Annotated in this window: 25 protein-coding genes and 1 pseudogene; 13 read left to right on the top strand and 13 right to left on the bottom strand. The window is 62.4% G+C overall.

Annotation, left to right across the window (positions count from 1 at the left end; genetic code table 11):
- Positions 1-36: 36 nt before the first annotated feature.
- Both ACLEJQ_RS13025 and ACLEJQ_RS13020 read right to left on the bottom strand, forming a co-directional pair.
- Entirely contained in the window at positions 37-822 is a 786-nt protein-coding gene (locus tag ACLEJQ_RS13025; RefSeq protein ID WP_440795526.1) for a sulfite exporter TauE/SafE family protein, read from the bottom strand.
- 106 nt (positions 823-928) lie between these two features.
- On the bottom strand, positions 929-1,654 hold the full coding sequence (locus ACLEJQ_RS13020) for a hypothetical protein (RefSeq protein WP_440795546.1): 726 nt from the start codon (positions 1,652-1,654) through the stop codon (positions 929-931).
- A 319-nt stretch (positions 1,655-1,973) separates the two neighbouring features.
- Here ACLEJQ_RS13020 and ACLEJQ_RS13015 point away from each other — a divergent pair, with 319 nt between their 5' ends.
- Both ACLEJQ_RS13015 and ACLEJQ_RS13010 read left to right on the top strand, forming a co-directional pair.
- On the top strand, positions 1,974-3,125 hold the full coding sequence (locus ACLEJQ_RS13015; RefSeq protein WP_440795524.1) for an aldose epimerase family protein: 1,152 nt from the start codon (positions 1,974-1,976) through the stop codon (positions 3,123-3,125).
- Positions 3,126-3,234: 109 nt separating this feature from the next.
- Positions 3,235-4,056, top strand: coding sequence for an aldo/keto reductase (locus ACLEJQ_RS13010; RefSeq protein ID WP_440795522.1), 822 nt, complete (start codon positions 3,235-3,237; stop codon positions 4,054-4,056).
- 91 nt (positions 4,057-4,147) lie between these two features.
- Here ACLEJQ_RS13010 and ACLEJQ_RS13005 read toward each other — a convergent pair whose 3' ends face one another.
- A complete protein-coding gene (locus ACLEJQ_RS13005) occupies positions 4,148-6,511 on the bottom strand; it encodes a DNA polymerase II (protein ID WP_440795521.1) in 2,364 nt (787 codons plus the stop codon).
- Between the two features lie 379 nt (positions 6,512-6,890).
- Here ACLEJQ_RS13005 and ACLEJQ_RS13000 point away from each other — a divergent pair, with 379 nt between their 5' ends.
- The 5 genes from ACLEJQ_RS13000 (at position 6,891) to ACLEJQ_RS12980 (ending at position 10,886) form a co-directional block, all read left to right on the top strand.
- Complete coding sequence (locus tag ACLEJQ_RS13000) at positions 6,891-7,331, top strand: CBS domain-containing protein (protein WP_440795519.1); 441 nt, start codon at positions 6,891-6,893, stop codon at positions 7,329-7,331.
- Between the two features lie 115 nt (positions 7,332-7,446).
- Positions 7,447-8,043 (top strand): paraquat-inducible protein A, encoded by a 597-nt coding sequence (locus ACLEJQ_RS12995; RefSeq protein ID WP_440795544.1) that lies wholly within the window; start codon positions 7,447-7,449, stop codon positions 8,041-8,043.
- A complete protein-coding gene (locus tag ACLEJQ_RS12990; RefSeq protein ID WP_440795517.1) occupies positions 8,040-8,699 on the top strand; it encodes a paraquat-inducible protein A in 660 nt (219 codons plus the stop codon). The genes ACLEJQ_RS12995 and ACLEJQ_RS12990 overlap by 4 nt, the downstream gene beginning before the upstream one ends.
- Positions 8,680-10,338 (top strand): PqiB family protein, encoded by a 1,659-nt coding sequence (locus tag ACLEJQ_RS12985; RefSeq protein ID WP_440795515.1) that lies wholly within the window; start codon positions 8,680-8,682, stop codon positions 10,336-10,338. The genes ACLEJQ_RS12990 and ACLEJQ_RS12985 overlap by 20 nt, the downstream gene beginning before the upstream one ends.
- Complete coding sequence (locus ACLEJQ_RS12980) at positions 10,335-10,886, top strand: PqiC family protein (protein ID WP_440795513.1); 552 nt, start codon at positions 10,335-10,337, stop codon at positions 10,884-10,886. Before ACLEJQ_RS12985 ends, ACLEJQ_RS12980 begins: the two co-directional genes overlap by 4 nt.
- A 15-nt stretch (positions 10,887-10,901) precedes the next feature.
- Here the strand turns inward: ACLEJQ_RS12980 and ACLEJQ_RS12975 are convergent, their stop codons facing one another.
- The gene (locus tag ACLEJQ_RS12975) at positions 10,902-11,531 is read right to left on the bottom strand and encodes a glutathione S-transferase family protein (RefSeq protein WP_440795511.1); all 630 of its coding nucleotides are present in this window, start codon (positions 11,529-11,531) and stop codon (positions 10,902-10,904) included.
- A gap of 197 nt (positions 11,532-11,728) precedes the next feature.
- Between ACLEJQ_RS12975 and ACLEJQ_RS12970 the strand changes: the two are divergent.
- Positions 11,729-12,003: pseudogene (locus ACLEJQ_RS12970) on the top strand (phage infection protein); the annotation flags it as partial.
- A 158-nt stretch (positions 12,004-12,161) separates the two neighbouring features.
- On the opposite strand, the gene ACLEJQ_RS12965 reads toward ACLEJQ_RS12970, so the two are convergent.
- From ACLEJQ_RS12965 to ACLEJQ_RS12950, 4 genes are all read right to left on the bottom strand, one after another.
- A complete protein-coding gene (locus ACLEJQ_RS12965; RefSeq protein WP_440795509.1) occupies positions 12,162-13,256 on the bottom strand; it encodes a DUF1615 domain-containing protein in 1,095 nt (364 codons plus the stop codon).
- A 226-nt stretch (positions 13,257-13,482) separates the two neighbouring features.
- Entirely contained in the window at positions 13,483-14,457 is a 975-nt protein-coding gene (gene hemB / locus ACLEJQ_RS12960; RefSeq protein ID WP_440795507.1) for a porphobilinogen synthase, read from the bottom strand.
- A 114-nt stretch (positions 14,458-14,571) separates the two neighbouring features.
- Positions 14,572-15,417, bottom strand: a complete 846-nt coding sequence (locus tag ACLEJQ_RS12955; protein WP_440795505.1) for a PhzF family phenazine biosynthesis protein — start codon at positions 15,415-15,417, stop codon at positions 14,572-14,574.
- 8 nt (positions 15,418-15,425) lie between these two features.
- Positions 15,426-16,124, bottom strand: coding sequence for a glutathione binding-like protein (locus ACLEJQ_RS12950; RefSeq protein ID WP_440795503.1), 699 nt, complete (start codon positions 16,122-16,124; stop codon positions 15,426-15,428).
- A 290-nt stretch (positions 16,125-16,414) separates the two neighbouring features.
- On the opposite strand from ACLEJQ_RS12950, the gene ACLEJQ_RS12945 reads away from it, so the two are divergent.
- Both ACLEJQ_RS12945 and ACLEJQ_RS12940 read left to right on the top strand, forming a co-directional pair.
- Positions 16,415-17,089 (top strand): histidine phosphatase family protein, encoded by a 675-nt coding sequence (locus tag ACLEJQ_RS12945; RefSeq protein ID WP_440795501.1) that lies wholly within the window; start codon positions 16,415-16,417, stop codon positions 17,087-17,089.
- Between the two features lie 90 nt (positions 17,090-17,179).
- Positions 17,180-18,232: a permease gene (locus ACLEJQ_RS12940; protein ID WP_440795499.1), complete on the top strand. Its 1,053-nt coding sequence runs from the start codon at positions 17,180-17,182 to the stop codon at positions 18,230-18,232.
- A gap of 144 nt (positions 18,233-18,376) precedes the next feature.
- Here ACLEJQ_RS12940 and mnmH read toward each other — a convergent pair whose 3' ends face one another.
- Positions 18,377-19,474, bottom strand: a complete 1,098-nt coding sequence (mnmH, locus tag ACLEJQ_RS12935) for a tRNA 2-selenouridine(34) synthase MnmH (RefSeq protein WP_440795542.1) — start codon at positions 19,472-19,474, stop codon at positions 18,377-18,379.
- Positions 19,474-20,508: a selenide, water dikinase SelD gene (gene selD, locus ACLEJQ_RS12930; protein ID WP_440795497.1), complete on the bottom strand. Its 1,035-nt coding sequence runs from the start codon at positions 20,506-20,508 to the stop codon at positions 19,474-19,476. The genes mnmH and selD overlap by 1 nt, the downstream gene beginning before the upstream one ends.
- Before the next feature lie 237 nt (positions 20,509-20,745).
- On the opposite strand from selD, the gene ACLEJQ_RS12925 reads away from it, so the two are divergent.
- On the top strand, positions 20,746-21,027 hold the full coding sequence (locus tag ACLEJQ_RS12925; RefSeq protein WP_440795495.1) for a hypothetical protein: 282 nt from the start codon (positions 20,746-20,748) through the stop codon (positions 21,025-21,027).
- Positions 21,028-21,031: 4 nt separating this feature from the next.
- Here ACLEJQ_RS12925 and ACLEJQ_RS12920 read toward each other — a convergent pair whose 3' ends face one another.
- Positions 21,032-21,484, bottom strand: a complete 453-nt coding sequence (locus ACLEJQ_RS12920; RefSeq protein ID WP_440795494.1) for a DMT family transporter — start codon at positions 21,482-21,484, stop codon at positions 21,032-21,034.
- Positions 21,485-21,486: 2 nt separating this feature from the next.
- Positions 21,487-21,984, bottom strand: coding sequence for a DMT family transporter (locus ACLEJQ_RS12915; protein ID WP_440795492.1), 498 nt, complete (start codon positions 21,982-21,984; stop codon positions 21,487-21,489).
- A gap of 112 nt (positions 21,985-22,096) precedes the next feature.
- Between ACLEJQ_RS12915 and ACLEJQ_RS12910 the strand changes: the two genes are divergently transcribed.
- A complete protein-coding gene (locus ACLEJQ_RS12910) occupies positions 22,097-23,029 on the top strand; it encodes a LysR family transcriptional regulator (RefSeq protein ID WP_440795490.1) in 933 nt (310 codons plus the stop codon).
- A 78-nt stretch (positions 23,030-23,107) separates the two neighbouring features.
- Complete coding sequence (locus ACLEJQ_RS12905) at positions 23,108-23,695, top strand: hypothetical protein (protein WP_440795488.1); 588 nt, start codon at positions 23,108-23,110, stop codon at positions 23,693-23,695.
- Positions 23,696-23,858: 163 nt separating this feature from the next.
- Here the strand turns inward: ACLEJQ_RS12905 and ACLEJQ_RS12900 are convergent, their stop codons facing one another.
- Positions 23,859-24,575 (bottom strand): alpha/beta hydrolase, encoded by a 717-nt coding sequence (locus ACLEJQ_RS12900; RefSeq protein ID WP_440795486.1) that lies wholly within the window; start codon positions 24,573-24,575, stop codon positions 23,859-23,861.
- Between the last annotated feature and the right edge of the window lie 49 nt (positions 24,576-24,624).

The following is a 24,624-nucleotide window of genomic DNA, read 5'->3' as shown; positions in this document are numbered from 1 at the left end:
TGGATCTGTGGTGTTTCTCTAATTCGGGTGTTGGTGCTAGAACGCCAGCTTGAACCCGATCATCGCCAACATCACCGCCAGGCAAGGACGCAGCAGTTCGTCGGAGATGCGTCCGGACAAGTGACTGCCCAGGTAGATGCCCGGCAACGAGCCGACCAGCAGGAAACCAAGGATGTGCCAGTCCATGTTGCCCATGCTTGCGTGGCCGAGGCCGGCGACCAGGGTCAGCGGCACGGCGTGGGCGATTTCGGTGCCCACCAGACGCCGGGTGAGGAGAAAGGGATAGAGGATGAACAGCGCGACCGTACCCAGCGCGCCCGCGCCGATGGAAGTCAGGGCGACCATGGTGCCGAGTACCAGGCCGGTCACCACCGTGAGCAGATTCAGGCGTTTGCCGGAAGGGTTGTACTGGCCGCCGGCGCGGTCATGGGCGAATTGCAACAAGCGTTTCTTGAACAGGATCGCCAGGGCGGTGGCAAACAGGACAAAGCCCAACGCCTGCTTGATCACCGCGTTCATGGCGTCGGGAGAGCTGTGCAGGCTGCTGAGGAACCACAGCGTCAGCCCCACTGCCGGTACGCTGCCCAGGGTCAGCCAACCGGTGATGGCCCAGTCGATATTCCGGTTCCTGGCATGAACCAGCACACCGCCGGATTTGGTAATGGCCGCGTACAACAGATCGGTGCCCACCGCTGTCGCCGGATTGATGCCGAACCACAACAGGATCGGGGTCATCAGCGAACCGCCCCCGACGCCGGTCATCCCGACGATGAAGCCGACCACGAGGCCCGCCACGACTAAACCGACATTACCGAAATCCATTAAACCGTCTCAGTACAACTGCGTGAAAAATCTGGCCGCGAGCATAGCGATTTTTCTTATAACCCCCCTATATCGATGTGATCTATCTTTATTCCATTTCACCCTCTCACTGCACCGGCAGAAAATTCAGGAACAACAGGCTCTGGGCATAGTTCAGGCCGATCCGCCGGTAACGCTCATCCAACATCTGTGTCAACAAATCCAATCGCGCAACGATCTTGCCGAATTCAACAGCGAAACTCAGGTTGCTGCCCTCCTCGGAAATTTCATTGGAAAACAGCAACGGCTTGCCGTCCTTGTTCTGGCGCTGGCTCAGCAACCAGGTGGCTTTCTCGATATTACGTGCCGCGTTGCTGACAAAACGCGGATCGATGGTGTCGGTCATGTAGAACTCCAGGCGATTGCCATGAGCGGTGACCAGCATGCTGCCGATGGCGTAGATAAACGCCCCGACCCGATCGCCGAGAAACTCCGGGCTCATGGCATAGCTCAGCGCAGCCAGGTCCTTGCGGCCACCAAGGGTCGGCAAGGGCTGTTGCTGCTCGATGGCCAGGCGTACCTGCTGCTCGGCGATGCGTGCCTCGAGAAAACCGGACTTGCGCAATTCATCGGGGTTGCGCAGGTACAACTTGCTCATCAGCAGGTAAAGGCTTTGCAGATTGTCGTGCATCGATAGCGTGGCCATACGATCGACGCTGGTCTGCAGGAACTCCTGAGGCCTGGCGTTGCTGAACTGCGTGACCATGTCCTGCCCCTGCTGATGGCTGCATCCACCGCTGAGCAACATCAGCGCACCGACCGACAGCGTCCCGAGTCGTCGTCGCAGCATCATCAGAAAACAAAAAACAACAGCCATCGGGTCTCGGTCTGGGCATCGGGAAGCGATGGGGGGTCGTCGCTTCCAGGCCCTGGATAGAGCGGCAAAAAAAGCAAAAGTGCAGTGCCGGCAGAAAATCCTCGATCTGTCCAGAGAGGTCGCCAGGTTAATTAGTATTACTTTTTAATTGATAAATCTGATTTTAAGGCTATAAATCCCTTCTCAACCCTCAAATAGAAAGACTACTGAACAGAAAAACCTTCACCGCTGTCCGACCAAGTAACGGACACGACCCGCGTTCAAAACAACAACAAAACAACAGGAAGGTCACACCATGCTTGAATCCAGACATCTGCTCACGGCCCTCGGAGTGTCTCTGATGATCGCCACTTCTGCTTCCCAGGCCGCCGGCCTGACCAATGAACGCGCCGCGTTCGGCAAGACCGACGACGGTACGGCGGTGGAAAAATTCGTGCTGCGCAACAGCCATGGGATGGAGGCCACGGTCATTACCTATGGCGGCATTCTCCAGTCCCTGAGTGTGCCGGACAAAAACGGCAAGGCCGACGATATCGTGCTCGGCTTCGACGATGTGCAGGGCTATCAGAAGAACGGTAGCGTGTACTTCGGCGCAACCATCGGCCGCTTCGGCAATCGTCTGGCGGACGGCGCGTTCGAGCTCGATGGCAAGCGCTACCAGGTGCCGCAGAACGATCACGGCAACTCCCTGCACGGCGGGCCGCTGGGATTCGACAAACGCGTCTGGAAAGCCCAGCCTCATGACAGTAAGGACTCGGTGGGCGTGACCCTGACCTACCTCTCGGCGGATGGCGAGATGGGCTTTCCCGGAGCATTGAAGACCGACGTCACCTACAGCCTCAACGAACAGAACGAATTGCGCATCGAGTACAAGGCCAGCACCGACAAGCCCACTGTCCTGAACCTGACCAACCACAGCTATTTCAACCTGGCGGGCGCGGGTAACGGCGACATTCTCAAGCAAGTGGCGACCCTGCATGCCGCCCGCTACACACCGGTCACCGGCAAGCTGATTCCCACCGGTGAGCTGGCCCCCGTAGCCGGCACGCCAATGGACTTCACCAAGCCCACAGCCATCGGCACCCATATCAAGGCCGACCACCCGCAACTCAAGTTTGCCGAACCGAAACAGGGCGGCTTCGATTTCAACTGGGTGCTCGATGCCAAGGGCGACGTGAGCAAAGTCGCCGCCGATGTCTACGACCCACAATCCGGACGCCGCTTGCAGCTGTTCACCACCGAGCCTGGCGTGCAGTTCTACACCAGCAACTTCCTCGACGGCACGGTCAAGGGCAAGCAGGGCAAGGTCTATCCGCACTGGGGCGCGTTCACCCTGGAAACCCAGCATTTCCCGGACTCGCCCAACCAGCCGAACTTCCCATCCACGCGCCTGGATCCGGGCCAGACCTACACCCAGACCATGGTCTTGAAGTTCTCGGCCAAGTAACCACCTACCCACCTGTGGGAGCAGGCTCGCTCCCACAGGTGATCGAATATCGAGCACTTGGTCTATCCTGCTGCCACACCTCTGATGTTCAAACACACAGGAGACAGGCATGAGGACTCTGCAATTGGCCGGCGTGTCGGTGCCCGTGATCGGCCAGGGCACCTGGCGCATGGGTGAGGAACCGTCCCAGCACAAAAAGGAAGTGGCGGCCCTGCGCCTGGGCATCGAACGGGGCATGACGCTGATCGACACCGCCGAGATGTACGCCGAAGGCGGCGCCGAGACCGTGGTGGGCGAAGCGATCAAAGGCGTTCGGGACCAGGTGTTCCTGGTGAGCAAGGTCTATCCCCACAACGCCAGCCGCAAAGGCATCCCCTTGGCCTGCGAGCGCAGCCTGCGGCGACTCGACACCGATTACATCGACCTGTATCTGCTGCACTGGCGCGGCCAATATCCGCTGGAAGAAACCGTCGAAGCCTTCGAGCGCTTGCGTGAGGAAGGCAAGATCGGCCATTGGGGTGTATCGAACTTCGACGTCGCCGACCTCGAGGAACTGGCCTCGCCCGCCTGCGCCACCAATCAGGTGCTCTACAACCTGCAAGAACGCGGCATCGAATTCGATCTGCTGCCTTGGTGCCTGCAGCAGCGCATGCCGCTCATGGCTTATTGTCCGGTCGGCCAGGGCGGGCATCTGCTCAAGGACCCTACGATGGTACAAATCGCCCAACGCCACGGCGCAACGCCGGCGCAGGTCGCACTGGCATGGTTGCTGCGCCACGACAATGTCATCGCCATCCCCAAAGCCGTGCAACCTGAGCACGTGCGTCTGAACGCCGAGGCGGCGAACCTGACGCTAGCGCCGCAGGACCTGGCGGCGCTTGACCTGACGTTCGCCCAGCCCCGGGGCAAGCAGCGCTTGGCGATGGTCTAGTTTTGCGCGGTAACGCGCTTATGTGGCGAGGGAGCTTGCTCCCTCGCCACATAAACAGCCAAGCACACGTGTGATCATCGATGCGCAGCGCTCAGAACAACCCCATCTGCCCGCCCACCAGCGTTGAGAAATCATCGTCCACGAACGGCAAAATCGCATCCGCCACCGGCTGTAGCTGCTTGCTCACGTAGTGGTCGTAGTCGATAGGCGCGCTACGGGCTTCCAATGGCTCGGGCCCAGCGACGGTGATGACGTAGCTGATCCAGCCGCCGTTCTGGTACTGCCGCGGGCGACCCTGGCGTTGGTTGAATTCATCGGCCAGACGGGCCGCACGGACGTGGGGTGGCACGTTGCGCTCGTAGTCCTCCAACGGGCGGCGCAGGCGTTTGCGATAGACCAGCCGCTCATCGAACACGCCGGCCAGGGTCTGCTGCACATAGTCGCGCACGTAATCCTGATAGGGCTGGCGGTGGAAGATTCGCCCGTACAACTCCTGTTGGAACTGCCGGGCCAGCAGCGACCAATCGGTGCGTACGGTTTCCAGGCCCTTGTAGACGATTTCGTCGCTGCCATCAGCGCGGGTCACCAGCCCGGCGTAGCGTTTCTTGCTGCCCTCCTCGGCGCCCCGGATGGTCGGCATCAGGAAGCGTTTGAAATGGGTTTCGAACTGCAACTCCAAGGCGCTCTGCAGCCCGAACTCTGTCTGCACATGCTCGCGCCACCACTGGTTGACGTGTGCTACCAGTTCGCGGCCGATCCGCGCCGCGTCCTCCTCGGCGTGGGCCCGGCGCAGCCAGACGAACGTAGAGTCGGTGTCACCGTAGATCACCACATGTCCCTGGGCCTCGATCAGATGCCGGGTGCGCTGCATGATCTGGTGACCGCGCAGGGTGATGGATGAGGCCAATCGCGAGTCGAAGAAACGGCAACCACTGGAACCGAGCACGCCGTAAAAGGCGTTCATGATGATTTTCAGCGCCTGGGACAAGGGGGCGTTGTGTTCGCGCTTGGCGGTTTCCCGGCCTTCGGCGACGCGTGCCACGATGGATGGCAGGCAATGCCGGGTCCGGGAGAAACGGGCGCCGCGAAAGCCCGGCACCGATTCGCTGTTGCCGGGATGACGCAGCCCTTCGATCAGGCCCACCGGATCAATGAGGAAGGTGCGGATGATCGACGGATACAGGCTCTTGTAGTCCAGCACCAGCACCGACTCGTAGAGCCCCGGTTGCGAATCCATGACGAAGCCGCCCGGACTGGCCTCGGGCGGGCGCTGCCCAAGATTCGGCGCGACGAAACCCTGGCGATGCATCAGCGGCATATACAGATGGGTGAAGGCCGCCACCGAGCCACCGCTGCGATCCACCGGCAGACCGGTGACGCTGGCCCGTTCCAGCAGGAACTTGAGCAGCTCGGTCTTGGCGAAAATCCGCGTCACCAGTTCGCAGTCCTTGAGGTTATAGCGGGCCAGGGCCGGCTTGTCCTCGGCGAACATGCGGTTGATCTCATCCATGCGCTGGTACGGATTGTCGATGGACTTGCCCTCCCCCAACAGCGTCTGGGCAACGTTTTCCAGGCTGAACGAGGGGAAACTCCAGGTGGCCGAACGCAGGGACTCGATGCCGTCGATGATCAAGCGGCCAGCCGCCGAGGCAAAGAAATGGTTGTTGCGGGCGCCGTGCTCGCGCCATTGCATCTCTTCCCCGCCTCGGCCCAGACGCAACGGCACCGCCAGCCGCCGGGCATGTTCGTGCAGCACACGCAGGTCGAATTGCACCAGGTTCCAGCCGATGATCGCGTCGGGGTCAAAATGCGCGAACCAGTCGTTGAGCTTCTTCAGCAGCACCGTGCGCGACTCGCAGTATTCGAGCTGGAAATCCACGCCGCCGGCGTCGCCATTCGGTGGCCCGAGCATGTACACCTGACGCTCGCCGCAACCTTCCAGGGCGATGGAATATAACTCGCCCTGGGCGGTGGTTTCGATGTCCAGGGAGACCAGGCGCAACGGAGGGCGGTAATCGGGGGCGGGTTTCATCTGGACGTCGACCAACAGGCCGTCATCCGCCGCATTGCCACCGAACCACACCGGCGCGGTGATGAAGCGCTCCATCAGGTAGCGCTCCGGCGGCCGGATGTCGGCTTCGAAGACCTCCACGCCGGCGCGGCGCAAGGTGGTGTCCAGGCGCATCAATTGAGCATGTTGCTGGCAATACAGCCCGAGCACCGGGCGATGCTCGAAGTCCAGCAGATCCAGGGGCCGCAGTTCGATCCCCTTTTCCCCTTGCAACAGGGCTTCAAGCTGTCCGCGCTGGATCTGCGGCACGAACGCCACCGAGGGCTGCACCGGCAGGCGCACGCGCCGGGGCCCGGCGTCAGTGGCCAGCCAGAACTCAACCTCTGTGCCGGCCGGGGTGTCGCGCCAATGCCGGGTCAGGACGAAGCCCTGCTGTAAATCCACCGTTGCAACCTCGAAATATGCGTAGGCGGTGATTCTACCTGTGGCGAGGCGACTTCACCTGCTCAACGCTGTTTTGCCCCACTCTCGCGGCCTCCACTCTTGTGGCGAGGGAGCTTGCTCCCGCCGGGCTGGCGCTCCAGTGCGAAGCAGCCCTCGAACAGGCACCGCGGAGTTTCAGATACCCGGCAGTTGGGGCTGCTGCGCAGCCCAGCGGGAGCAAGCTCCCTCGCCACAGGGGGCGCGCGGATGACATCCATTCGGGGCGAATTCACCGGCCATGACGTTTTTTGACGGCTGGCCGCCGCTTTATCGCTTGCCCTGGGCCGTTGGGTCTACGATTCTTAGACCACCCGCAAAAACAACACCCTGAGGCTTGCCCATGAAAACCGTCGCGCAGTTGCTCCGGATGAAAGATGAAAAAAACCAGCAAGTGCACACCATCTCACCGGACGACATGGTGTTGCAGGCCCTGATGCGCATGGCGGAGAAGAACGTCGGCGCCTTGCTGGTGGTGAAAAACGATGAAGTGCTGGGGATCATCAGCGAGCGCGACTATGCGCGCAAAATGGTCCTGCATGGCCGCTCGTCGGTGGGCACTAAGGTCAGTGACATCATGGTCTCCCCGGTGATCACCATCGACCCGCACCAGAACGTCGAGACCTGCCTGAGCATCATGACCGAGAAACACCTGCGACATTTGCCGGTGGTCGAGGACGGCAAGCTGGTCGGCCTGTTGTCTATCGGCGACCTGGTCAAGGAAGCCATCGCCGAGCAGGCGGACCTGATCAAGCAACTGGAGCAGTACATTCGCGGCGAATGATTCACCCGGCAGGCTGTGTGAAAAACCCGTAGCCGTTTTCACACAGCCTGCCGGCCGGGTTGCTCAATCCCAACGGACTTCTATATTGAAGGGGATGCCCCTGCCGAGCAGCCCGATGGCCGACACCGAGCGACTGATCATTTGTGAACATTGCGATGCGGTGTACGAGCCGGTGGTACTGGTTGCCCACCAGAAAGCCTCGTGCGTGCGCTGCCACGCGGTGATCCAGCGCTACAACGGCCTGAGCATCGAGCAGCGCCTGGCCTTGAGCGTAACGGCGGCGGTGCTCTGGGCCTTCGCCAACGTCTATCCATTGATGAACATCCGCCTCCAGGGCCTGACCAACAGCGCGACACTGTGGGATTCGGTCGTGGCACTGAGCCAGGGCTCGATCACATTTATCGCGTTGGTGGCGGCCGTGGCGATCATTATCGCACCGGCCTTGCAACTGGTGCTCCTGCTCTGGGTCCTGGGCTACGCCTACGGCAATCGCCGCGCGCCGGGCTTCGCCTTGTGCATGCGCAGCCTGGAAACGCTGCGGCCGTGGAGCATGCTTGAAGTCTGCCTGCTCGGCGCGCTGGTGGCGGTGATCAAACTCGCCGGGTTGCTGGACGTATTGCCGGGCATCGGTCTGTTTGCCCTGGCGGCCTTGAGCCTGCTGATGATCCGCATTGCCGGGCGCGACGTCCGCGACCTGTGGGACAGCCTGTGAACGGCCCGTTACTCGGCACGCCGCCCCAGGCCAGCGACCTGAACTTGTGCCTGTGCCACGGCTGTGGCCTGGCCTGCGACATGGCCGACGAACCCCACGCCTGCCCGCGCTGCGATGCCGCCCTGCATCGCCGCAAGCCCGACCCCATCACCCGCACCTGGGCCTACATGCTCGCCGCGTTGGTGTTCTACATCCCGGCCAACCTGCTTCCGGTGATGAACACCCAGATGCTCGGCAAGGGCGCCGACAGCACCATCATCAGCGGCGTCATCGAATTCTGGCAGAGCGGCGCATGGGACATTGCCCTGATCATTTTCATCGCCAGCATCGCGGTGCCGGGGATCAAGTTCGTGGTGCTGACCCTGCTGCTGGTCACCGTGCAACGGCGCAGCACCTGGGCCCAGCTCCAACGAGCGAAGTTGTACCGGCTGGTGGAAGTGATCGGTTACTGGTCGATGCTCGACGTGCTGGTGGTGGCCCTGGTGGCGGCGCTGGTCAAGTTCCAGGCACTGAGCGATATCGAGCCGCGACCGGGAATCCTGTTCTTCGGCCTGGTGGTACTGTTCACCATGCTGTCGGCCATGAGTTTCGACCCGCGCCTGATCTGGGATACCCCACCCGCCGAGGAGGCCATGGATGAAGTCGCAAGCCACTGACGAGCAGCGACCCGCAGCCGGTCGCGCCCAGGTGACCAGCCGCCGCTGGACGGTGTCGCTGGTGTGGATCGTGCCGATCATCGCGGTGCTGGTGGGCGTGTCCCTTGTGGTGCACAACTGGCTGCAGGAAGGCCCGACCATCACCATCACCTTCAAGACCGGCCAGGGCCTGACTGCCAACAAGACCCAGGTGAAATACCGCAATGTGGTCATCGGCCAGGTCACCGACGTGCAATTGAGCGACGACCAGAAGAACGTCACCGCCACGGTCAAGCTGGAGAAAACCGCCGACACCTTCACCCATGAAGATTCGGTGTTCTGGGTAGTACGGCCGCGCATCGGCGCCGGCGGTATCTCGGGCATCGACACGCTGTTGTCCGGGGACTTCATCGGCGCTGACGCCGGCCAATCGAAAGTCCGCGCGAAATCCTTCACCGGCCTGGAAGCGCCGCCCCCGATCACCTATGGCGAACCGGGCAAGCGCTTCACCCTGCACTCCCAGGACCTTGGTTCGCTGGACATCGGCTCGCCGGTGTACCTGCGCAAGATCCCGGTGGGCCAGGTGGTGTCCTACGGGCTGGACGCCGAAGGCAAAGGGGTCAACATCGATGTTTTCATCAATGCGCCGAACGATGTGTACGTCACCGAAAACACCCGGTTCTGGAACGTCAGCGGAGTGGATGTGAACGTCGGAGCCAACGGCTTCGCGGTCAAGACCGAATCGCTCTCGGCGCTGCTGCTCGGCGGGATCGCCTTCCGGGCGCCGGAATACAGCCCCAACGACACCTCCGCCACCGAGGACAAGACCTTCGAGCTGTTTGCCGACCAGCAGAGCGCCCTCGCCCCGCCCAACGGCAAGGCGCAATACCTGGCGTTGCGTTTCGACCAGGCATTGCGCGGGCTGCGGGTCAATGCACCGGTCGAGTTCCTGGGGGTGGAGATCGGCAAGGTGGTGGCCATCAATCTGGATTTCGACGAGAAACAGCGCAGTTTTCCGGTCAACGTCGGGGTGGTGATCTATCCGCAGCGCCTGGGCAAAGCGCATGAAAAGCTGCTCGAAACGCTCCATCACGATCCCGAAGACGAAGCCGCCGGCGCCCGCCTGATGGGCAGCTTCGTCGAACGCGGGTTACGTGCCCAGGCCCGCAGTGGCAGCCTGTTGACCGGGCAACTGTACATTGCCCTGGATTTCTATCCCAAGGCCGAGAAAGTCGCGTTCGACCCCACCGCCCGGCCCGTGCGCATTCCCACCGTCCCCGGAAGCCTGCAGCAAATGCAGGAACAGCTGCAAGCGGCGGTCGAACGGTTCAACAAGCTGCCCTTGGAAAGCATCGCCAGCAACCTGGACGGCAACCTGATAGAGCTGCGCAAAGGCCTGGCCCAGTTCAACAACAAGACCCTGCCCGGCGTGCAGAACACCTTGCAGGACGTGAGCAAGACCCTGCAATCGGCCAACTCGACCCTGGCCGAGGATTCGCCCCAGCGTGAACAACTGACCCAGACCTTGGACGACCTGGGCCGCATGTCACGCTCACTGCGTGAGCTGTCCGACTACCTGAGCCGTCATCCCGAGTCGCTGCTGCGCGGCCGGCCCAAGGATGCACCGGCGCAGAACCTCACATTCCCGGTGAAAGAATGAGCACAGGAGCACGCCTCATGGGGCTGAAACTGACCCTGATTGCCGTGGCGCTGCTGCTCGGCGCCTGCCGCAGCGACCCGATCCACTACCACACCCTCAGCCCGGTCCAACCGGCGGCGCTCCAGCGCTCCGGCTATGACATCCAGATTGAACAGGTCAACGTCCCGCCCCAGGTGGACCGTACCCAGATGGTCATTCGCCAGGGCAACAGTGGGCTGGCGATCCTGGAAACCGAATGGTGGGGCGCCAGCCTGGCGGATGAGTTGCACAGCAGCCTCGACGAGCAGTTGAACAACCCCGGCGCCGCCAGGCTACTGCTGCGGGTCGAAGTACAACGCTTCGACTCCATCCCAGGCCGCTACGCCCGCATGGATGCACAATGGCGCCTGCGCACACTGGGCAATGATGCCCGCCCGCTCACCTGCCGCAGCAGCCTGCAGACACCGGCGGGCGGCAGCATCGATGAACTGGTGACGGCCCATCAGCATAACGTTCGGCGATTTGTCGAACTCGTGGAACAGGCGGCGTCGCGCAAGACCTGCCCCTGACCCAGGAAGCCCCCCCTACGTCGGCCAATGCAGCGACAACACCGGTGCGACGCGCGGGTGATGATCGATCCGTTCCAGCAAATCATGGAACTGCGGTCGGGCGTTGAGCATGGCTTCGCGGGTTTCACTCCATTTTGTGATGACGGCGGCCAGGATATCCAGCGCTCCCGGCTCGTCGCCACTGAGAAACGGCCGCGCCGGGAACTGGTCGGCAAACAGCGCCCAGTTATGATAAAGCCGCTGCTGGGTGCCTGAGACCAATTGCTGGCGGGTCGCTTCGTCCGCATCGTTCAGCCAGCGCTCGGGAAAATCGATGATGCCAATGGGCGTGTAGCAGTTGGCCGCGATATAGACCAGACCCCGGATGGCTTGCGCACGCTGGGCCGGATCGTCCGGCAGCAGTTTCGACTCGGGAAAGGACAAGCCGAGATGAATCAGGATCGCCGCGGCTTCGGTGAGCACCGAGCCGTCCGGCAACTGCAGGGTCGGGACCTGTTTATGCGGATTCAACGCCTCCAGCGCTTTCAGTGCCTCGCTGTCCTCGGTCGAATAGGCATCGACCCGGCGATAAGCCACGTCACATAGACGCAGCGCCACCTCCACCGCCGCGGAGCCGGATTGAGGGTGACCGAATAACTGATACATGAGTTCGTCCTCCTGGCTGTCGTTGTCTCACACCGGTAGAGCCCGCTCGCCCCCTGGTGTTCCATCGCACGGATGACAGGCCGGCGAGTCATCACTGCCGTCGATGGTCACCATCACCTCAATGAAGTTCTCTGGATCGCTGTCCGGCGCAAGAATGGCCCCACACAAACCCACAGCATCTCCCGGAGCACACCCTCATGAAACGCCAAATCATCCTCGGCTTCGCCTTCTCTGTACTGGCTGCCAACGTATTCGCCGCCTCCTCCCAACCGGTCGTCGCCGAAGGCGGCTCCGATCGACTGATCGAGCGCCGCGTCGCCGAAGGTGGTTCGGATCGTCTGCTGGAACGTCGCGTCGCCGAGGGTGGTTCGGATCGTCTGCAAGAACGCCGCGTCGCCGAAGGTGGTTCGGATCGTCTGCTGGAAGTCGCGTCGCCGAGGGTGGTTCGGATCGTCTGATCGAAAACCGCGTGTGAGTTGCGCAGCTGTAATGCCAGACCAAGTCTCGAAAGACCTGCAACCGATCCTGTGGCGAGGGAGCTTGCTCCCGCTGGGCTGCGAAGCGGCCCCCTGTTCTTCAAGCGGAACAAGCCCCTCACCACAATGATCCAGGCCAAACCCCGCGAATCGGCTAACGCCCCACCGCCCGCGCCATGCACCGCTGATAACGCTCATCCACCCGCTTGGCAAACCACGCCGTCGTCAGCTTGCGAGTGATCTTCGGACTCTTGAGCACAATCCCCGGCAACACCGCTCGCGGCAAAGGCTTGCCCTCGCCCCGCTCCGCCAATTCGAACACCCGCTTGTAGAGTTTGCTGTCCTCGAACGCCAGACTGTCTCCCGACTCCAGCTGATCGCGAATGGTCGGGTTACGCATCCCCAACGACTTGCCCAACGTGCGCACCGCCAGTTCCGTGCTGCCCGGCATGATCGAGTCATGCAGGATCAGATCCCCATCCAACGCCAGGGGAATGCCTGACGCCAGGCTCACCGCGTGCTGGAACGCCGCGTTACGACTGGCGTACCACCCGGCATTGAAATCGGCAAAACGATACAACGGCTCGGTGTAGCTCACCGGATAGCCCAGCAAGTGGGCGATTCCGAAATACATGCCGCCACGACGACTGAACACTTCACGACGAATCGAGCCGTCCACCGCGTAGGGATAATGGCGGGCATTGGCCTGGGCAAACGCGATGCTGACCTGCATCGGCCCACCGGTGTGCACCGGGTTGAAACCGCCGAACAACGTCTTGCCCAACGGCACCATTCCGATGAAATCATCAAAGATCCCGCTCAGTTCCTTCTCGCTCCGCGCCGCATTGAGCCGATCACCATAGCTCTTGCCGTCGGGCGAGCGCACCTGGAGCGCCGCGCTGACCAGCAGGCCGGGAACATGCACCTTCGCGGCACGCCGGTCGATTTCTTCCCGGGCGATCTTGCCCAGCCCCGGCACTGCCGGGTCGGCCTGGAACGTGGACTCTTGTTCGGTCACCGCCAGCACCGAACAAATATTCTGCGTACTGGGGGAAATCTGCTGCGCCGCGAACGCCGCATAGATATCGGTGGCCCAGCCCTCGCGATCCACCGTCTTGGCCGGCAACAGCCGTACGATCTGGCGCTTGACCTCGGCGGGCTGACGCTCAGGCTCCTGCGCCTGCCGACTGCCGCAACCAGCCAGGACCATGAACGCGGCAAGGCTGATCAGTAATTGATTGAGTTGCATGTTGTTCCATCAGATATATATATCCCGGAACCACCATACGATCAAAAGCGCGCGCAGGCTATGGTCTGTCGCAGACCACTGTGGGAGCGAGCCTGTTCGCGATGGCGGCGGCACATTCAGCAGCGAGGCAAGCTGATCCACCGCTATCGCGAGCAGGCTCGCTCCCACAAGGGAATTGCGGGGTTCATCAATCCTGCATCCACTGCCGCTATGGAATTGCGCCTGATCAGATCCCGCTCAACGCCAGGTCCATCGCGAAGTAAGTGAAGATCAGGTCCGCCCCTGCTCGCTTGATCGCGCCGAGGCTCTCGCGGACCACGCGGGCTTCGTCGATGGCGCCGGCCTGGGCGGCGAATTTGATCATCGCGTACTCGCCGCTGACCTGATAGGCCGACAGCGGCAGGTTCGAAGCCTGGCGAATGTCGCGGATGATGTCCAGGTAGGCACCGGCCGGCTTGACCATCAGCGCATCGGCGCCCTCCTGCTCGTCGAGCAACGATTCGCGCAAGGCTTCGCGGCGGTTCATCGGGTTCATCTGGTAGCTCTTGCGGTCGCCTTTCAAGGCGCTGCCGCCGGCCTCGCGGAACGGACCGTAGAGCGCCGAGGCGAATTTGGTCGAATACGCCATGATGGCCGTCTGGCTGAATCCGGCTTCATCCAGGGCCTTGCGAATCGCCTGGACCTGGCCGTCCATGGCCGCCGACGGGGCAATCACATCGGCACCGGCGCGGGCTGCCGCCACGGCTTGCTTGCCAAGATTGACCAGGGTCCGGTCGTTGTCCACTTCGTGCCCATGGAGCACGCCGCAGTGACCGTGGTCGGTGTATTCACAGAAGCAGGTGTCGGACATCACGATCATCTCCGGCACCGCGTCCTTGCAGATCGCGGCCATGCGCGACACCAGACCGCGCTCGTTCCAGGTATCGCTGCCGTCGCTGTCCAGATGATGGGAGACGCCAAATGTCATCACCGACCTGATGCCGGCACGGGCATAGCGCTCGATCTCGCTGGCCAGCTTCGCCTCAGGGATACGCACCACGCCAGGCATGCTCTTGATCGGCACGAAGTCATCGATTTCTTCCTCGACGAAAATCGGCAGCACCAGGTCGTTCAAGGTGAACTCGGTTTCCTGGAACAGACTGCGCAGGCTTGCATTACGGCGCAGACGGCGTGGGCGTGCTTCGGGGAACTGGCTGGACATGGGACTCCTGGGCAAGTAGGCGCTGGATCGAAGGGGAGAAAGCTTATGCCCTGGCTGCCCAGGGCACAAACGCCGGCTGGTAAACAGAGTGTTACCTGCCCGGCAATAATCCCTTCACAACGTCAGCGAGCCATTGATGCAGGTCACCACCGCGCCACCAATCCAGACCTCGCCCCCCACCTGCTCTACATGGATACGCCCGGCCCGCCCCATGGTCAGGCCCTGGCTGACCACATAGGTCGAAGGCGCCAGGCCCTTGCCCAATAACCATTGCGCAAGGCCGGCGTTGAGGCTGCCGGTGGCCGGATCCTCGGGCATGCCATCACCGGCAATGAAGCCACGCACTTCAAAATGCGCGTCCTCGCCATCCACGGCCGGATCCCAACGTGCGATGACACCTACGGCCAAATCCCGCAGCTGATGGTAATCAGGCTGGAGGGTCAGCACTTGCTGCCGGTCCCCGAGCATCAAGGCCAGCCATCCGGCGCCGTTATCGACCCATTGCGCCTCGACAATTGCCTCGGTCGACAACCCGAGCCCCTTGCGCACTCGTTCCAGCAATTCAGCGTCGACCGGACCGGACTTGAGCAGCGGCGGCGCCAGGAACGCCAGGCCATGCTCGCTACGGCGAATCCTGACCAGGCCGACGCCGCATTCCTGCACGATCTCCTGCCCTTTCGGTACGCCGCCGGCTTCGAGCCAGGCGTGGCAACTGCCCAGGGTCGGATGCCCGGCAAATGGCAACTCGGTGGACGTGGTGAAAATCCTCACGCGGTAATCCGCCTCCGGGTGCCGGGGCGCCAACAGGAAGGTGGTTTCGCTGAGGTTGGTCCAGTTGGCAAAGGCCGCCATGCGCTCGTCACTGATCCCATCAGCGCCGAGCACCACTGCCAGCGGGTTGCCCTTGAGGGGCACTTCGCTGAACACGTCCAGCTGTTTGAAATCGAATCGGCCGGCCATGGCTGCCCTCACTCCGGAATCTTCAACCCGCGCGCCACGGCCGGCCGCGCCAGGAAGCGCTCCAGCACCCGCGTCACATTGGGAAAATTCTGGATGCCCACCAGATCGCCTGCTTCATAGAAGCCGATCAGGTTGCGCACCCAGGGGAAGGTGGCGATGTCAGCGATGGTGTAGCGCTCGCCCATGATCCAGTCCCGTCCTTGCAAGCGACCGTCGAGCACCTTGAGCAGGCGCTTGCTTTCCTCGACGTACCGGTCACGCGGCCGCTTGTCCTCGTAATCCTTGCCGGCGAACTTGTTGAAGAAACCCAACTGCCCGAACATCGGCCCGATCCCGCCCATCTGGAACATCAGCCACTGGATCGTTTCATAGCGCGCCGCCGATTCCTGGGCCAGCAACTGGCCGCTCTTGTCCGCCAGATAGATCAGGATCGCCCCCGATTCGAACAACGCCAACGGTTGGTCGCCCGGCCCATGGGGGTCGAGGATCGCCGGGATCTTGTTGTTGGGGTTCAGGGACAGGAACTCAGGGGAAAGCTGATCGTTGCTGCCGAAGTCGACTTTATGCGGCTCGTACGGCAGGCCGATCTCTTCCAGCATGATCGAGACTTTCACACCGTTGGGCGTAGGCAGGGAGTAGAGCTGGATCCACTCAGGGTATTGCGCGGGCCATTTGCGGGTGATGGGGAATGGGGCCAGGTCAGCCATGATCGTGAACTCCGAGAGAGATAGGCGACCGAGGATAATCCAAATTTCCGGATTGATGGACTCGATGGATCTCATCCCGCTGTTCTTAATTTCGCAACATCCTGTCGCTAATGTTCCCCTCATCTTCGGGAAGGAGCCCGCCCCAGGATCGAACCAAAGGGCCTCGACGGACTCTGAGCAATGCCCCGAGGAATCGAAGCGGCGTATCGACAAGGAAAACACCCGAGGCCACACGCTTCGCGGTGCCAGGGTTTGTCAGCCTGAATCGAAAGAGCTGAAGAACTTATTCGATGATCAACCCACTCAATTTCGCCAAGCGTTTCAAACACCGTTCGTGGCTGGTACTGCCGACCTTGCTGGTGGTCGGTGGCTTGTTTCTGGCACTGGAATCCGGCATCAGCCGCGCCCAGCCGGCCGACGGCGTGCAGACCCTGGTGTTCCTGCGTCATGCCGAGAAGCCCGCCGGCGGCCTGGGCCAGCTCAATTGCCAGGGCCTCAACCGCGCCATCGACCTGGCGACCCTGTTGCCGGAAAAATTCGGCAAGGCCGACTACGTATTCGCGGCCAACCCTACCCGCAATGTCGAAGAAGGCGAGCTGGACAACTCCTACAGCTACATTCGCCCGCTGATGACCATCAGCCCCAGCGCCATCAAGCTCGGGCTGCCGGTGAACATCAACTACTCGGCCAACGACACCAGCGACCTGGCTGACGAGCTGCTGCACGACAAGTACCACAATTCCACGATCTATACCGCCTGGTCCCACGGCTACCTGCCGGAGCTGATCAACAAGGTGGCCGGCGAGGCCGTGGGCAGGAAACAGACCATTACCGATGACTGGGCGTCGGGCGACTACGATTCGCTGTACGTGTTGACCCTGACCTGGCACAACGGCAAGGCCAGCCTCAGCAGCCAAAGCTACAAACAGGGCCTGGACAACGGCGCGCACACCTGTCCGACCTGATCTGTCGGCGTTTCCCACACACCGGGCAGGCCACGGGTAGCCGCGCTGGGTTATGATGCGAGCACTTGTTCAACTGCCCGGAACTTCTCCATGTCCGTATACCTCGCAGCTCCCAGCCGGGGCTGGTCGTTCTGGTGGAAACCCGCCCTGTTCCTGCTGGTCGCCTGTGTCGGCCTGTACTACGTCAAATGGTCGCCTTACTACCTCAAGGCGTTCGTTGCCGCCGACAGCCACAACATCGGCAACTCGATCCTCAACGATGCCCAGACGGCGCCGCTGAGCGCTGCACTGGCCTACGCCAAGGTGTACTTCCTGGCGATCTGGAAGGCCGCGGTGCTGGCGGTGATCCTCGGCTCGCTGTTGCAGGTGTTGATTCCCCGTGACTGGTTGCTGCGCCTGTTCGGCCGGGCCGGGTTTGCCTCGACCCTGCGTGGTGGGCTGTTCGCCCTGCCGGGCATGATGTGTTCGTGTTGCGCCGCGCCAGTGGCGGCCGGGATGCGCCGGCAGAATGTGTCAGTGGGCGCGGCGCTGGCCTTCTGGATCGGCAACCCGGTGCTCAACCCTGCCACCCTGGTGTTCATGGGTTTCGTACTGGGTTGGGGCTTCACCGCCCTGCGGCTGGTGGCGGGTATCGTGCTGGTGTTCGGCGTATCGATGGTGGCCCAGCGTATCGCACGGCCCGACGCCCTGCCCGAGGCGGCGGTCGAAGCGGTCGCAGAGGCCAGCACGACGGATGCACAACCGTTCCTGATCCGCTGGGGACGGACCCTGTGGCAGCTGTTCTGGAGCACCATCCCGGTCTACGTGCTGGCCGTGCTGGTGTTGGGCGCTGCGCGGGTCTGGCTGTTCCCCCATGTCGACGGCGCCATGGCCAACAGCCTGTTATGGCTGGTGCCGCTGGCAATTGTCGGCACGCTGTTCGTGATTCCCACCGCGGCGGAAATCCCCATTGTGCAGACCATGATGACCCTGGGCATGGGCACCGGCCCGGCCGTGGCGCTGTTGATGACCCTGCCGAGCATCAGCCTGCCCTCGCTGCTGATGCTGCGCCGGGACTTCGATGCGCGGGTGTTGGTAACCGTGGCCGTACTGACCATGGTGGTGGGGATTGTTTGCGGGTTGGTTGGGGCGGTGGTGCTTTAAGAGGCAATGAGCGGCATCGCCTCCGCTATCGCGAGCAGGCTCGCTCCCACAGTGCTCGGTGGCGTGCTCCCGGCCTGCGGTCAACTCCGTCCCCCTGTGGGAGCGAGCCTGCTCGCGATGACGATCTCTCAAGCGACATCGCAGTCAACCGCCCGCCCGTTCCCGCAAATACGCCAATACCGCGGCCTGCTCTCCAGAAAACTCGATCCGCAAGCCCTTCTTCTCTCGCTGATAGACATACATCGGGTCGTAGTATTCACGCAGCAGGCTCTCGATCCAGTCGCGATGCAAGTCCACCGCGCCATTGCGGGCCTGCTCGGCCAGGGCCGCTTCCAGAATCTCTATCAAGCGTCGATGGCGATCCCCGCCCAGGCGTTTGCGGATGTTGTCCAGGCTCGCCAGCAACCGCTCGGAAAACAGCGAGAAGCCTTCGTCTCCATGCACAGCGATGAACTCGCCGCACAGGTTGATCACGTAGTCGCGCAGGATCCGCTCGACCCGTCGTTCGAGACTGTCCTCCAGCCAGACCATCGGCACCTGCTGCATGCGCTGGTACAGGGGCAGCGGCAAGGCGCAACGGCCGATCATGCGGTTTTCATCTTCAAGCACGAATTGCCCGATACCGGCGGCGCGCTTTTTCAGCACGTCCACCGCCAGCCGGTTTTCAAAATCGATATTGCAAGGTTGCCCGGTGGCACGCCGGCCGAAGCTTGAGCCGCGATGATTGGCGTGGCCTTCCAGGTCCAGGCTGTTATTCAATTGCGTCAGCACTTCGGTCTTGCCGGTGCCGGTCATGCCCCCCAACAACACCAGGTCACATTGCGCAGCCGCCTGTTCGAGGGTACCGAGCAGGAACGTGCGCATGGCCTTGTAGCCACCGCCGACCCTGGGGTAGTCGATGCCCGCTTCATCCTTGAGCCATTGCTGGACGATCTGCGAACGCAGGCCACCGCGAAAGCAATACAACACACCGTCAGGATGGGCCCGGGCAAACTCGGCCCAGGCCTGGATGCGTTGCGCCTTGGTCTCACCGGACACCAGTTGATGCCCCAGGACAATCGCCGCTTGCTGGCCCTGCTGCTTGTAGCAGGTGCCGACGCGTTGCCGTTCGATGTCGGTCATCAGCGGCAGATTGACCACGCCAGGAAAGGCGCCCTTGAGGAATTCGACCGGCGCGCGGGTGTCCATCATCGGTCGATCGTTGAGGAAAATATCGCGGTAATCGGTGACGTCAGTAAACATCATGACACCTCGACCGCGTGGCTCTGTCGCTCGACCAGCTCGCCAATCGGCTCCAGCGCCAGGCCCAGCTCAGCGGCGACCGCCAGAAATTGCGCTTCGCCATCGGCCGTGACGGCGATCAACAGCCCACCGCTGGTCTGCGGGTCGCAGAGCACTCGCTTATGCAGCTCCTGGATCCTTCCAACCTTACTGGCGTAACTGTCGTAGTTACGTAGCGTACCGCCCGGTATGCAACCCAGGTCCAGGTAATATTCGACACCCGGCAAGCGCGGTACCGCATCGTAGCGGATGCGCGCCGTCACCTGGCTGCCGTCGGCCATTTCCACCAGATGCCCGAGCAGACCAAAACCGGTGACATCGGTCATCGCCGTCACCCCTTCAAGTTTGCCGAAGCGGCTGCCCGGCTTGTTGAGCGTGCACATCCAGTCCCGGGCCAGGCCGACGTCGCCGGCGCGCAGCTTGCCTTTCTTTTCCGCCGTAGTGAGAACGCCGATGCCCAGGGGTTTGGTCAAGTACAGACGGCAACCCACGGTCGCCGTGTCGTTGCGTTTCATGTGGCGTTTCTGCACCAGGCCGGTGACCGCCAGTCCGAAGATCGGTTCAGGAGCGTCAATCGAATGTCCACCGGCCAAGGGAATCCCAGCCTCGTCACACACCGAGCGCCCGCCGCGAATCACTTCCCGAGCAATCTCGGGCGCCAGGACATTGACCGGCCAGCCGAGAATCGCGATGGCCATCAAGGGGTCGCCGCCCATGGCGTAGATGTCGCTGATGGCGTTGGTGGCAGCGATGCGTCCGAAATCGAATGGATCATCGACAATCGGCATGAAGAAATCGGTGGTCGATACGACCCCGCGCTCCTCGTCGATGGCGTAGACCGCGGCATCGTCGCGGGAGGCATTGCCCACCCACAGTTTCGGATCAAGGTTCTGCGCACCGCTGCCGGCCAGAATCACTTCCAGCACCTGGGGCGAAATCTTGCAGCCGCAGCCGGCACCGTGGCTGTACTGGGTCAGGCGAATCGGCTCGCTCATGGGCATACCTCTCGTAAGTGAAGATGACCGAGTCTACCAGCTACGCGCACGGCTCAGTGCCGGCCATGAAGTGTCCCGGTGCCACATTGGGGGTGCTGCGCAGCCCAGAACGGGGCGCTGCGACGTTTCGCTGAAGCCTCTCGCCACGTAAGTCGCCCATCACTTATCCGATGGAATTTTCCACCCCTGGCGCGATCACTTGAACATCCCCCGAGCGCAACCCTCCAGGAGACGCCGATGACCTTCGCCCCAGCCACCGACAGCACTCATCTGGACTACGGTCTCGACACGCTGTTTGGTCGCGAGACTAAAAGTGTCGATTGCCAGTTTGATGTCAAACGCCTCGACGACGGTGAACCGCCATGGTTCGCGCTGCACGTTCGACCACCGCTGCCGGACGATCTGGAGAAAGCCCAGATCGTGGTATTCAGCGCCGAAGGCCGGCGCATCAGCGGGATCGTCCGGCGCACCGAGCGCCTGGCAGACGACAGCCTGCAACTGGACGTCGAGCCCGACTGAAGCTTCAGGCCTGTCGCGTGCTGCTGCGGTACATGAACACCAGCGCCAGTGCGAGACAGGCCATCGCCAGCAAGCGGCTGCCGGACAATTCAATCGCCGGATTGCCCAGCCAGCCGAAGTTGTCGATCAGCATGCCCATGGCCAACTGCCCGACGATCACCGCCACGGTCGCCACGGCGGTGCCAACCTTCGGCACGGCGCCGACCATCACGATCATGTACACCACGCCGAACAGCGCACCGCTGAGCTGCCATTTCGGCACGTCCAGCAGGCTGACCGCATGGGCCGGTTCGAAGAACACGATCAGCAATCCAGTGACCACCGTGCCGACCGTAAACGTCAGCAAACTGCTGCGCAGCACCCCGACCGTCTGACCGAGACGACCGTTGATAGCCGCTTGCACACTCAACACCGCGCCAGCGGCGACTACCACCAGCAACAAAAGAAACACACTCATGATCAACCTCGGGCAATCAGGACCAGGGCCACGACAATCAGCGCCAACGCCAGCCAGCGTTCGCCGTTGACCCGCTTGCGAGTCGCGCCGAACCAGCCGAAATGATCGATCAGCACGCTTTTGCCGACCTGCCCGGACAGAATCGCGATCATGGTCATGGCAATGCCGATGTGCGGCGTGGCGAGGGTCAGTACCACCACGTAGATCGGTCCCAGGAAACCGCCGATCAGTTGCCAGCGCGGCAGTTCATTCAAGGCCGGGCCCTGCTGGCGACCCGCGAGCAGCAACAGCAGGAACAGAATTGCCGAGCCGACGCCGAAGATATTCAAGGTGGCCCACAAGTGACCGACCTGGCCCCCGAGCGGCCCGAGCAGGCCGGCTTCTACCGACAAGCCCATACCGGCCAGGATTACCAAGGGCAGCAACAGCCAGCGCAAGGCCGTTCGGGGCCTGGATGTCGCCGCTAGCGGCGCGGCCTCGTTGGGTGAAGACGCCTGCATATTCAGAACCTCTGTGAGTCAAGGATGGCGCGCATTATCGGCTGGCGCCCCTGTGCGATAAATGGGAGCATCCCGACAACACTTTTGCGCATTACGCACAGGATGAATCCCAATGCATGGCCTTAATGAACTGGGTTTCAAGGCACTCCGGCTGTTTGTCGCCGTGCTCGACCACGGCAGTTTTTCCGAAGTGGCAAGGCGCGAAGGCTTGGCGCCATCCTCGATCTCCCGGCAGATCCAACTGATGGAGCAGGCGCTGAACCAGCAGTTGCTTTATCGCCATACCCGCGCCGTTTCCCCCACCGAGGCCGGGCGGCTGCTGGGGCATCACGCGCGGCTATTGCTGGTGCAACTGGAGGAAGCCGAACAGGCCTTGCAGGAGCAGCATAGCGAGCCGTCCGGCCTGGTACGGATCAACGCGCCGGTGGTGTTCGGCCAGCGACACCTGACACCGTGGCTGGGGCCGTTGTGCGAGCGCTACCCCAGGTTGCAACTGGACATCCAGCAGACCGACAGCTACGTCGACCCGCTGCAGGAAGGCGCCGACCTGCTGTTTCGCATCGGCCCGCTGCACGACTCCAGCATGCAGGCACGGATTGTCGCGCCGCACCGTTTCCAGATCGCCGCCAGCCCCGGGTATCTGGCCCGCCATGGCGCGCCGCTCAAGCCCCAGGAACTGGCGAATCATCAGTGCCTGGCCTACAAAGGCGTGAGCGGTCAGCAGCGGTGGTTCTTCCGTCGTCCCGGCCAGGCTTGGACGCCCTACAGCGTCAAGGGCCCGATCACCGGGAATCACGCCGACACCCTGACCCAGGCCGCTGAACAAGGCCTGGGCCTGGTGATGTTTCCGTCGTGGCTGATCGGCGAGGCCGTGCGCAAAGGTACACTGGTGCCAGTGCTGCGCGATTACGAAGCGTCCAACAGTCTTGAGCCGCAACAGATCGCCATTCTCTGGCCGGGTAGCCGACGCTTGTCGGTGAAGGTTCGTACGGTGATCGATTTCTTTCTGGAGTGTTTTGGCGAGGTGCCTTACTGGGACCGTTGAGGATGTCGCCAGCGCTGGAGTCAGGGGCGCCGCCCATGGGATGATCGCCGCCCGAGCGCAACCTTCCGGAGAGTTTCCATGTCATTGCTGAGTAAACATGCCGCCGCCCTGCTGCTGGTGGCCATCGCTGGCCTGAGCGTGATGCCCGCCCAGGCGGCCCCCGCCAAACCTTCCAGCGAAGCGCCGGCACAGAAGGTTTCGATGCTGGGTGGCAAGTTCACCTTCAACCTGCCCAAGGGTTTCACCGCGACACCCTTGCCCGCCGGGGAAGCCGCCCAGGGCACCGCCGGCGCGACAGGTACGATGTACAGCAATGCCGCCAGCCGGACGGTGGTGATCGCGGCGGAAAACGTCATCATCGACGGGACGAGCGTGAAGGATGACGACAGCGCCTTCCTCGACGCAACCATGGCCGACTTCGCTGCCCAGCGAACCAAAGCCTTGCCGGACGCTAAAATTCTCAGCGAAAAAAGCCTGACCCAGAAGGGCACCGGCCTAGGCCTGCGTCAACTCGACACCAGCGCGACCCAGGGCGGCGGACCGACCCTGGACACCACCTTGCTGGGAGCTTCCGGCACGCGCATGGCGGTGGTGCAGATCATCTCCCGCGCCAGCGACAAGGCCGGTCATGAGGCGCTGGTGAAGCGGATTGCCGGGGGGCAGTGAAGGAGCAGTGATTCTGGGAGACTGCGTCGCATCAATCGCGAGCAGGCTCGCTCCCACAGGGGTTTTGTGCAGGCCGTAGGATTACAGCCAACCGGACAAACTGTGGGAGCGAGCCTGCTCCGGGCGGTGATCCGACGAGACGTCGGCACATTCAACCGAGCCTCTAGGGGTTGAGCCGCTCCAACCACGCCCGTAGGTCCTGCACTTCCTGCGCACTGATGTTGTGACCTAGGCCCAGGTAGGCATGGAATTCCGGTTCCAGCGCCAGGGTTTTCAGGAAGGAATCGGCCTCGGTGCCGTCGTGGTAGGGAATGATCGGGTCTACCGTGCCATGACCAATGAATACCGCCAGCGCCCGTCGCGGCTCGTCAGGCGTCAGTTCGGAGCGCAGCACCGAGAGCACCCGTCCGCCCATCGCAGCGATGCCGCCCACCGCTTCGGGGTGTCGCAACGCCACTTCGTAACTCATCATCGCGCCCTGGCTGAAACCCACCAGGTACACGTTGCCCGGATCGGTCGAGTACTTGGCCCGGGCCTTTTGGATGAAATCCAACAGCAGCTGGCCGCTGGCTTTCAGGTCGGCGCCATTGCCGTCGTAGGCACCCTCGCCCTCCTTGGCAAACCACTGGTAATGCCCTGGCTCCATGGTCTTCGGCGCACGGACCGAGAGGTAGTTGTAGTGCCGGGGCAGTTCGTCCTTGAGCGCGAAAAGGTCCTGTTCGTTACTGCCGGAACCATGCAGGAAGATCACCAGCGGCCGGTCCTTGGCCTGCTCATCGACTTGGGCCAGGTAGCTGAGCGGCAGGTCGGTGTGCAACGCGGGTTGCGCCTGCAACCCGGACGAGACCATCAGCAGCAACAGGGCGAGCGCTCTAAACATCAATCTTCCTCCATCGTTCGATAGCCACGCGGCAACCTGAGGTAGACCG

It is taken from the genome of Pseudomonas sp. SMV71, from assembly GCF_052042015.1.
In the GTDB taxonomy this organism is placed as follows: domain Bacteria; phylum Pseudomonadota; class Gammaproteobacteria; order Pseudomonadales; family Pseudomonadaceae; genus Aquipseudomonas.
Note: the sequence above shows the minus strand (reverse complement) of the source record. Positions and strands in the feature narration are given on the sequence as shown.

Bases quoted from the DNA above. Each gene is read 5' to 3' on its own strand.
- ACLEJQ_RS12905 (WP_440795488.1), top strand. From the start codon at position 23,108: ATGTCATTGCTGAGTAAACATGCCGCCGCCCTGCTGCTGGTGGCCATC.
- ACLEJQ_RS12940 (WP_440795499.1), top strand. From the start codon at position 17,180: ATGTCCGTATACCTCGCAGCTCCCAGCCGGGGCTGGTCGTTCTGGTGG.
- ACLEJQ_RS12920 (WP_440795494.1), bottom strand. From the start codon at position 21,484: ATGAGTGTGTTTCTTTTGTTGCTGGTGGTAGTCGCCGCTGGCGCGGTG.
- ACLEJQ_RS12910 (WP_440795490.1), top strand. From the start codon at position 22,097: ATGCATGGCCTTAATGAACTGGGTTTCAAGGCACTCCGGCTGTTTGTC.
- mnmH (WP_440795542.1), bottom strand. From the start codon at position 19,474: ATGTTTACTGACGTCACCGATTACCGCGATATTTTCCTCAACGATCGA.
- ACLEJQ_RS13010 (WP_440795522.1), top strand. From the start codon at position 3,235: ATGAGGACTCTGCAATTGGCCGGCGTGTCGGTGCCCGTGATCGGCCAG.
- ACLEJQ_RS12975 (WP_440795511.1), bottom strand. From the start codon at position 11,531: ATGTATCAGTTATTCGGTCACCCTCAATCCGGCTCCGCGGCGGTGGAG.
- ACLEJQ_RS13020 (WP_440795546.1), bottom strand. From the start codon at position 1,654: ATGATGCTGCGACGACGACTCGGGACGCTGTCGGTCGGTGCGCTGATG.
- ACLEJQ_RS12995 (WP_440795544.1), top strand. From the start codon at position 7,447: ATGGCCGACACCGAGCGACTGATCATTTGTGAACATTGCGATGCGGTG.
- ACLEJQ_RS12955 (WP_440795505.1), bottom strand. From the start codon at position 15,417: ATGGCCGGCCGATTCGATTTCAAACAGCTGGACGTGTTCAGCGAAGTG.
- ACLEJQ_RS12900 (WP_440795486.1), bottom strand. From the start codon at position 24,575: ATGTTTAGAGCGCTCGCCCTGTTGCTGCTGATGGTCTCGTCCGGGTTG.
- ACLEJQ_RS13025 (WP_440795526.1), bottom strand. From the start codon at position 822: ATGGATTTCGGTAATGTCGGTTTAGTCGTGGCGGGCCTCGTGGTCGGC.
- ACLEJQ_RS12945 (WP_440795501.1), top strand. From the start codon at position 16,415: ATGATCAACCCACTCAATTTCGCCAAGCGTTTCAAACACCGTTCGTGG.
- ACLEJQ_RS12915 (WP_440795492.1), bottom strand. From the start codon at position 21,984: ATGCAGGCGTCTTCACCCAACGAGGCCGCGCCGCTAGCGGCGACATCC.
- ACLEJQ_RS12985 (WP_440795515.1), top strand. From the start codon at position 8,680: ATGAAGTCGCAAGCCACTGACGAGCAGCGACCCGCAGCCGGTCGCGCC.
- hemB (WP_440795507.1), bottom strand. From the start codon at position 14,457: ATGTCCAGCCAGTTCCCCGAAGCACGCCCACGCCGTCTGCGCCGTAAT.
- ACLEJQ_RS12925 (WP_440795495.1), top strand. From the start codon at position 20,746: ATGACCTTCGCCCCAGCCACCGACAGCACTCATCTGGACTACGGTCTC.
- ACLEJQ_RS12950 (WP_440795503.1), bottom strand. From the start codon at position 16,124: ATGGCTGACCTGGCCCCATTCCCCATCACCCGCAAATGGCCCGCGCAA.
- ACLEJQ_RS12965 (WP_440795509.1), bottom strand. From the start codon at position 13,256: ATGCAACTCAATCAATTACTGATCAGCCTTGCCGCGTTCATGGTCCTG.
- selD (WP_440795497.1), bottom strand. From the start codon at position 20,508: ATGAGCGAGCCGATTCGCCTGACCCAGTACAGCCACGGTGCCGGCTGC.
- ACLEJQ_RS13015 (WP_440795524.1), top strand. From the start codon at position 1,974: ATGCTTGAATCCAGACATCTGCTCACGGCCCTCGGAGTGTCTCTGATG.
- ACLEJQ_RS13000 (WP_440795519.1), top strand. From the start codon at position 6,891: ATGAAAACCGTCGCGCAGTTGCTCCGGATGAAAGATGAAAAAAACCAG.
- ACLEJQ_RS12980 (WP_440795513.1), top strand. From the start codon at position 10,335: ATGAGCACAGGAGCACGCCTCATGGGGCTGAAACTGACCCTGATTGCC.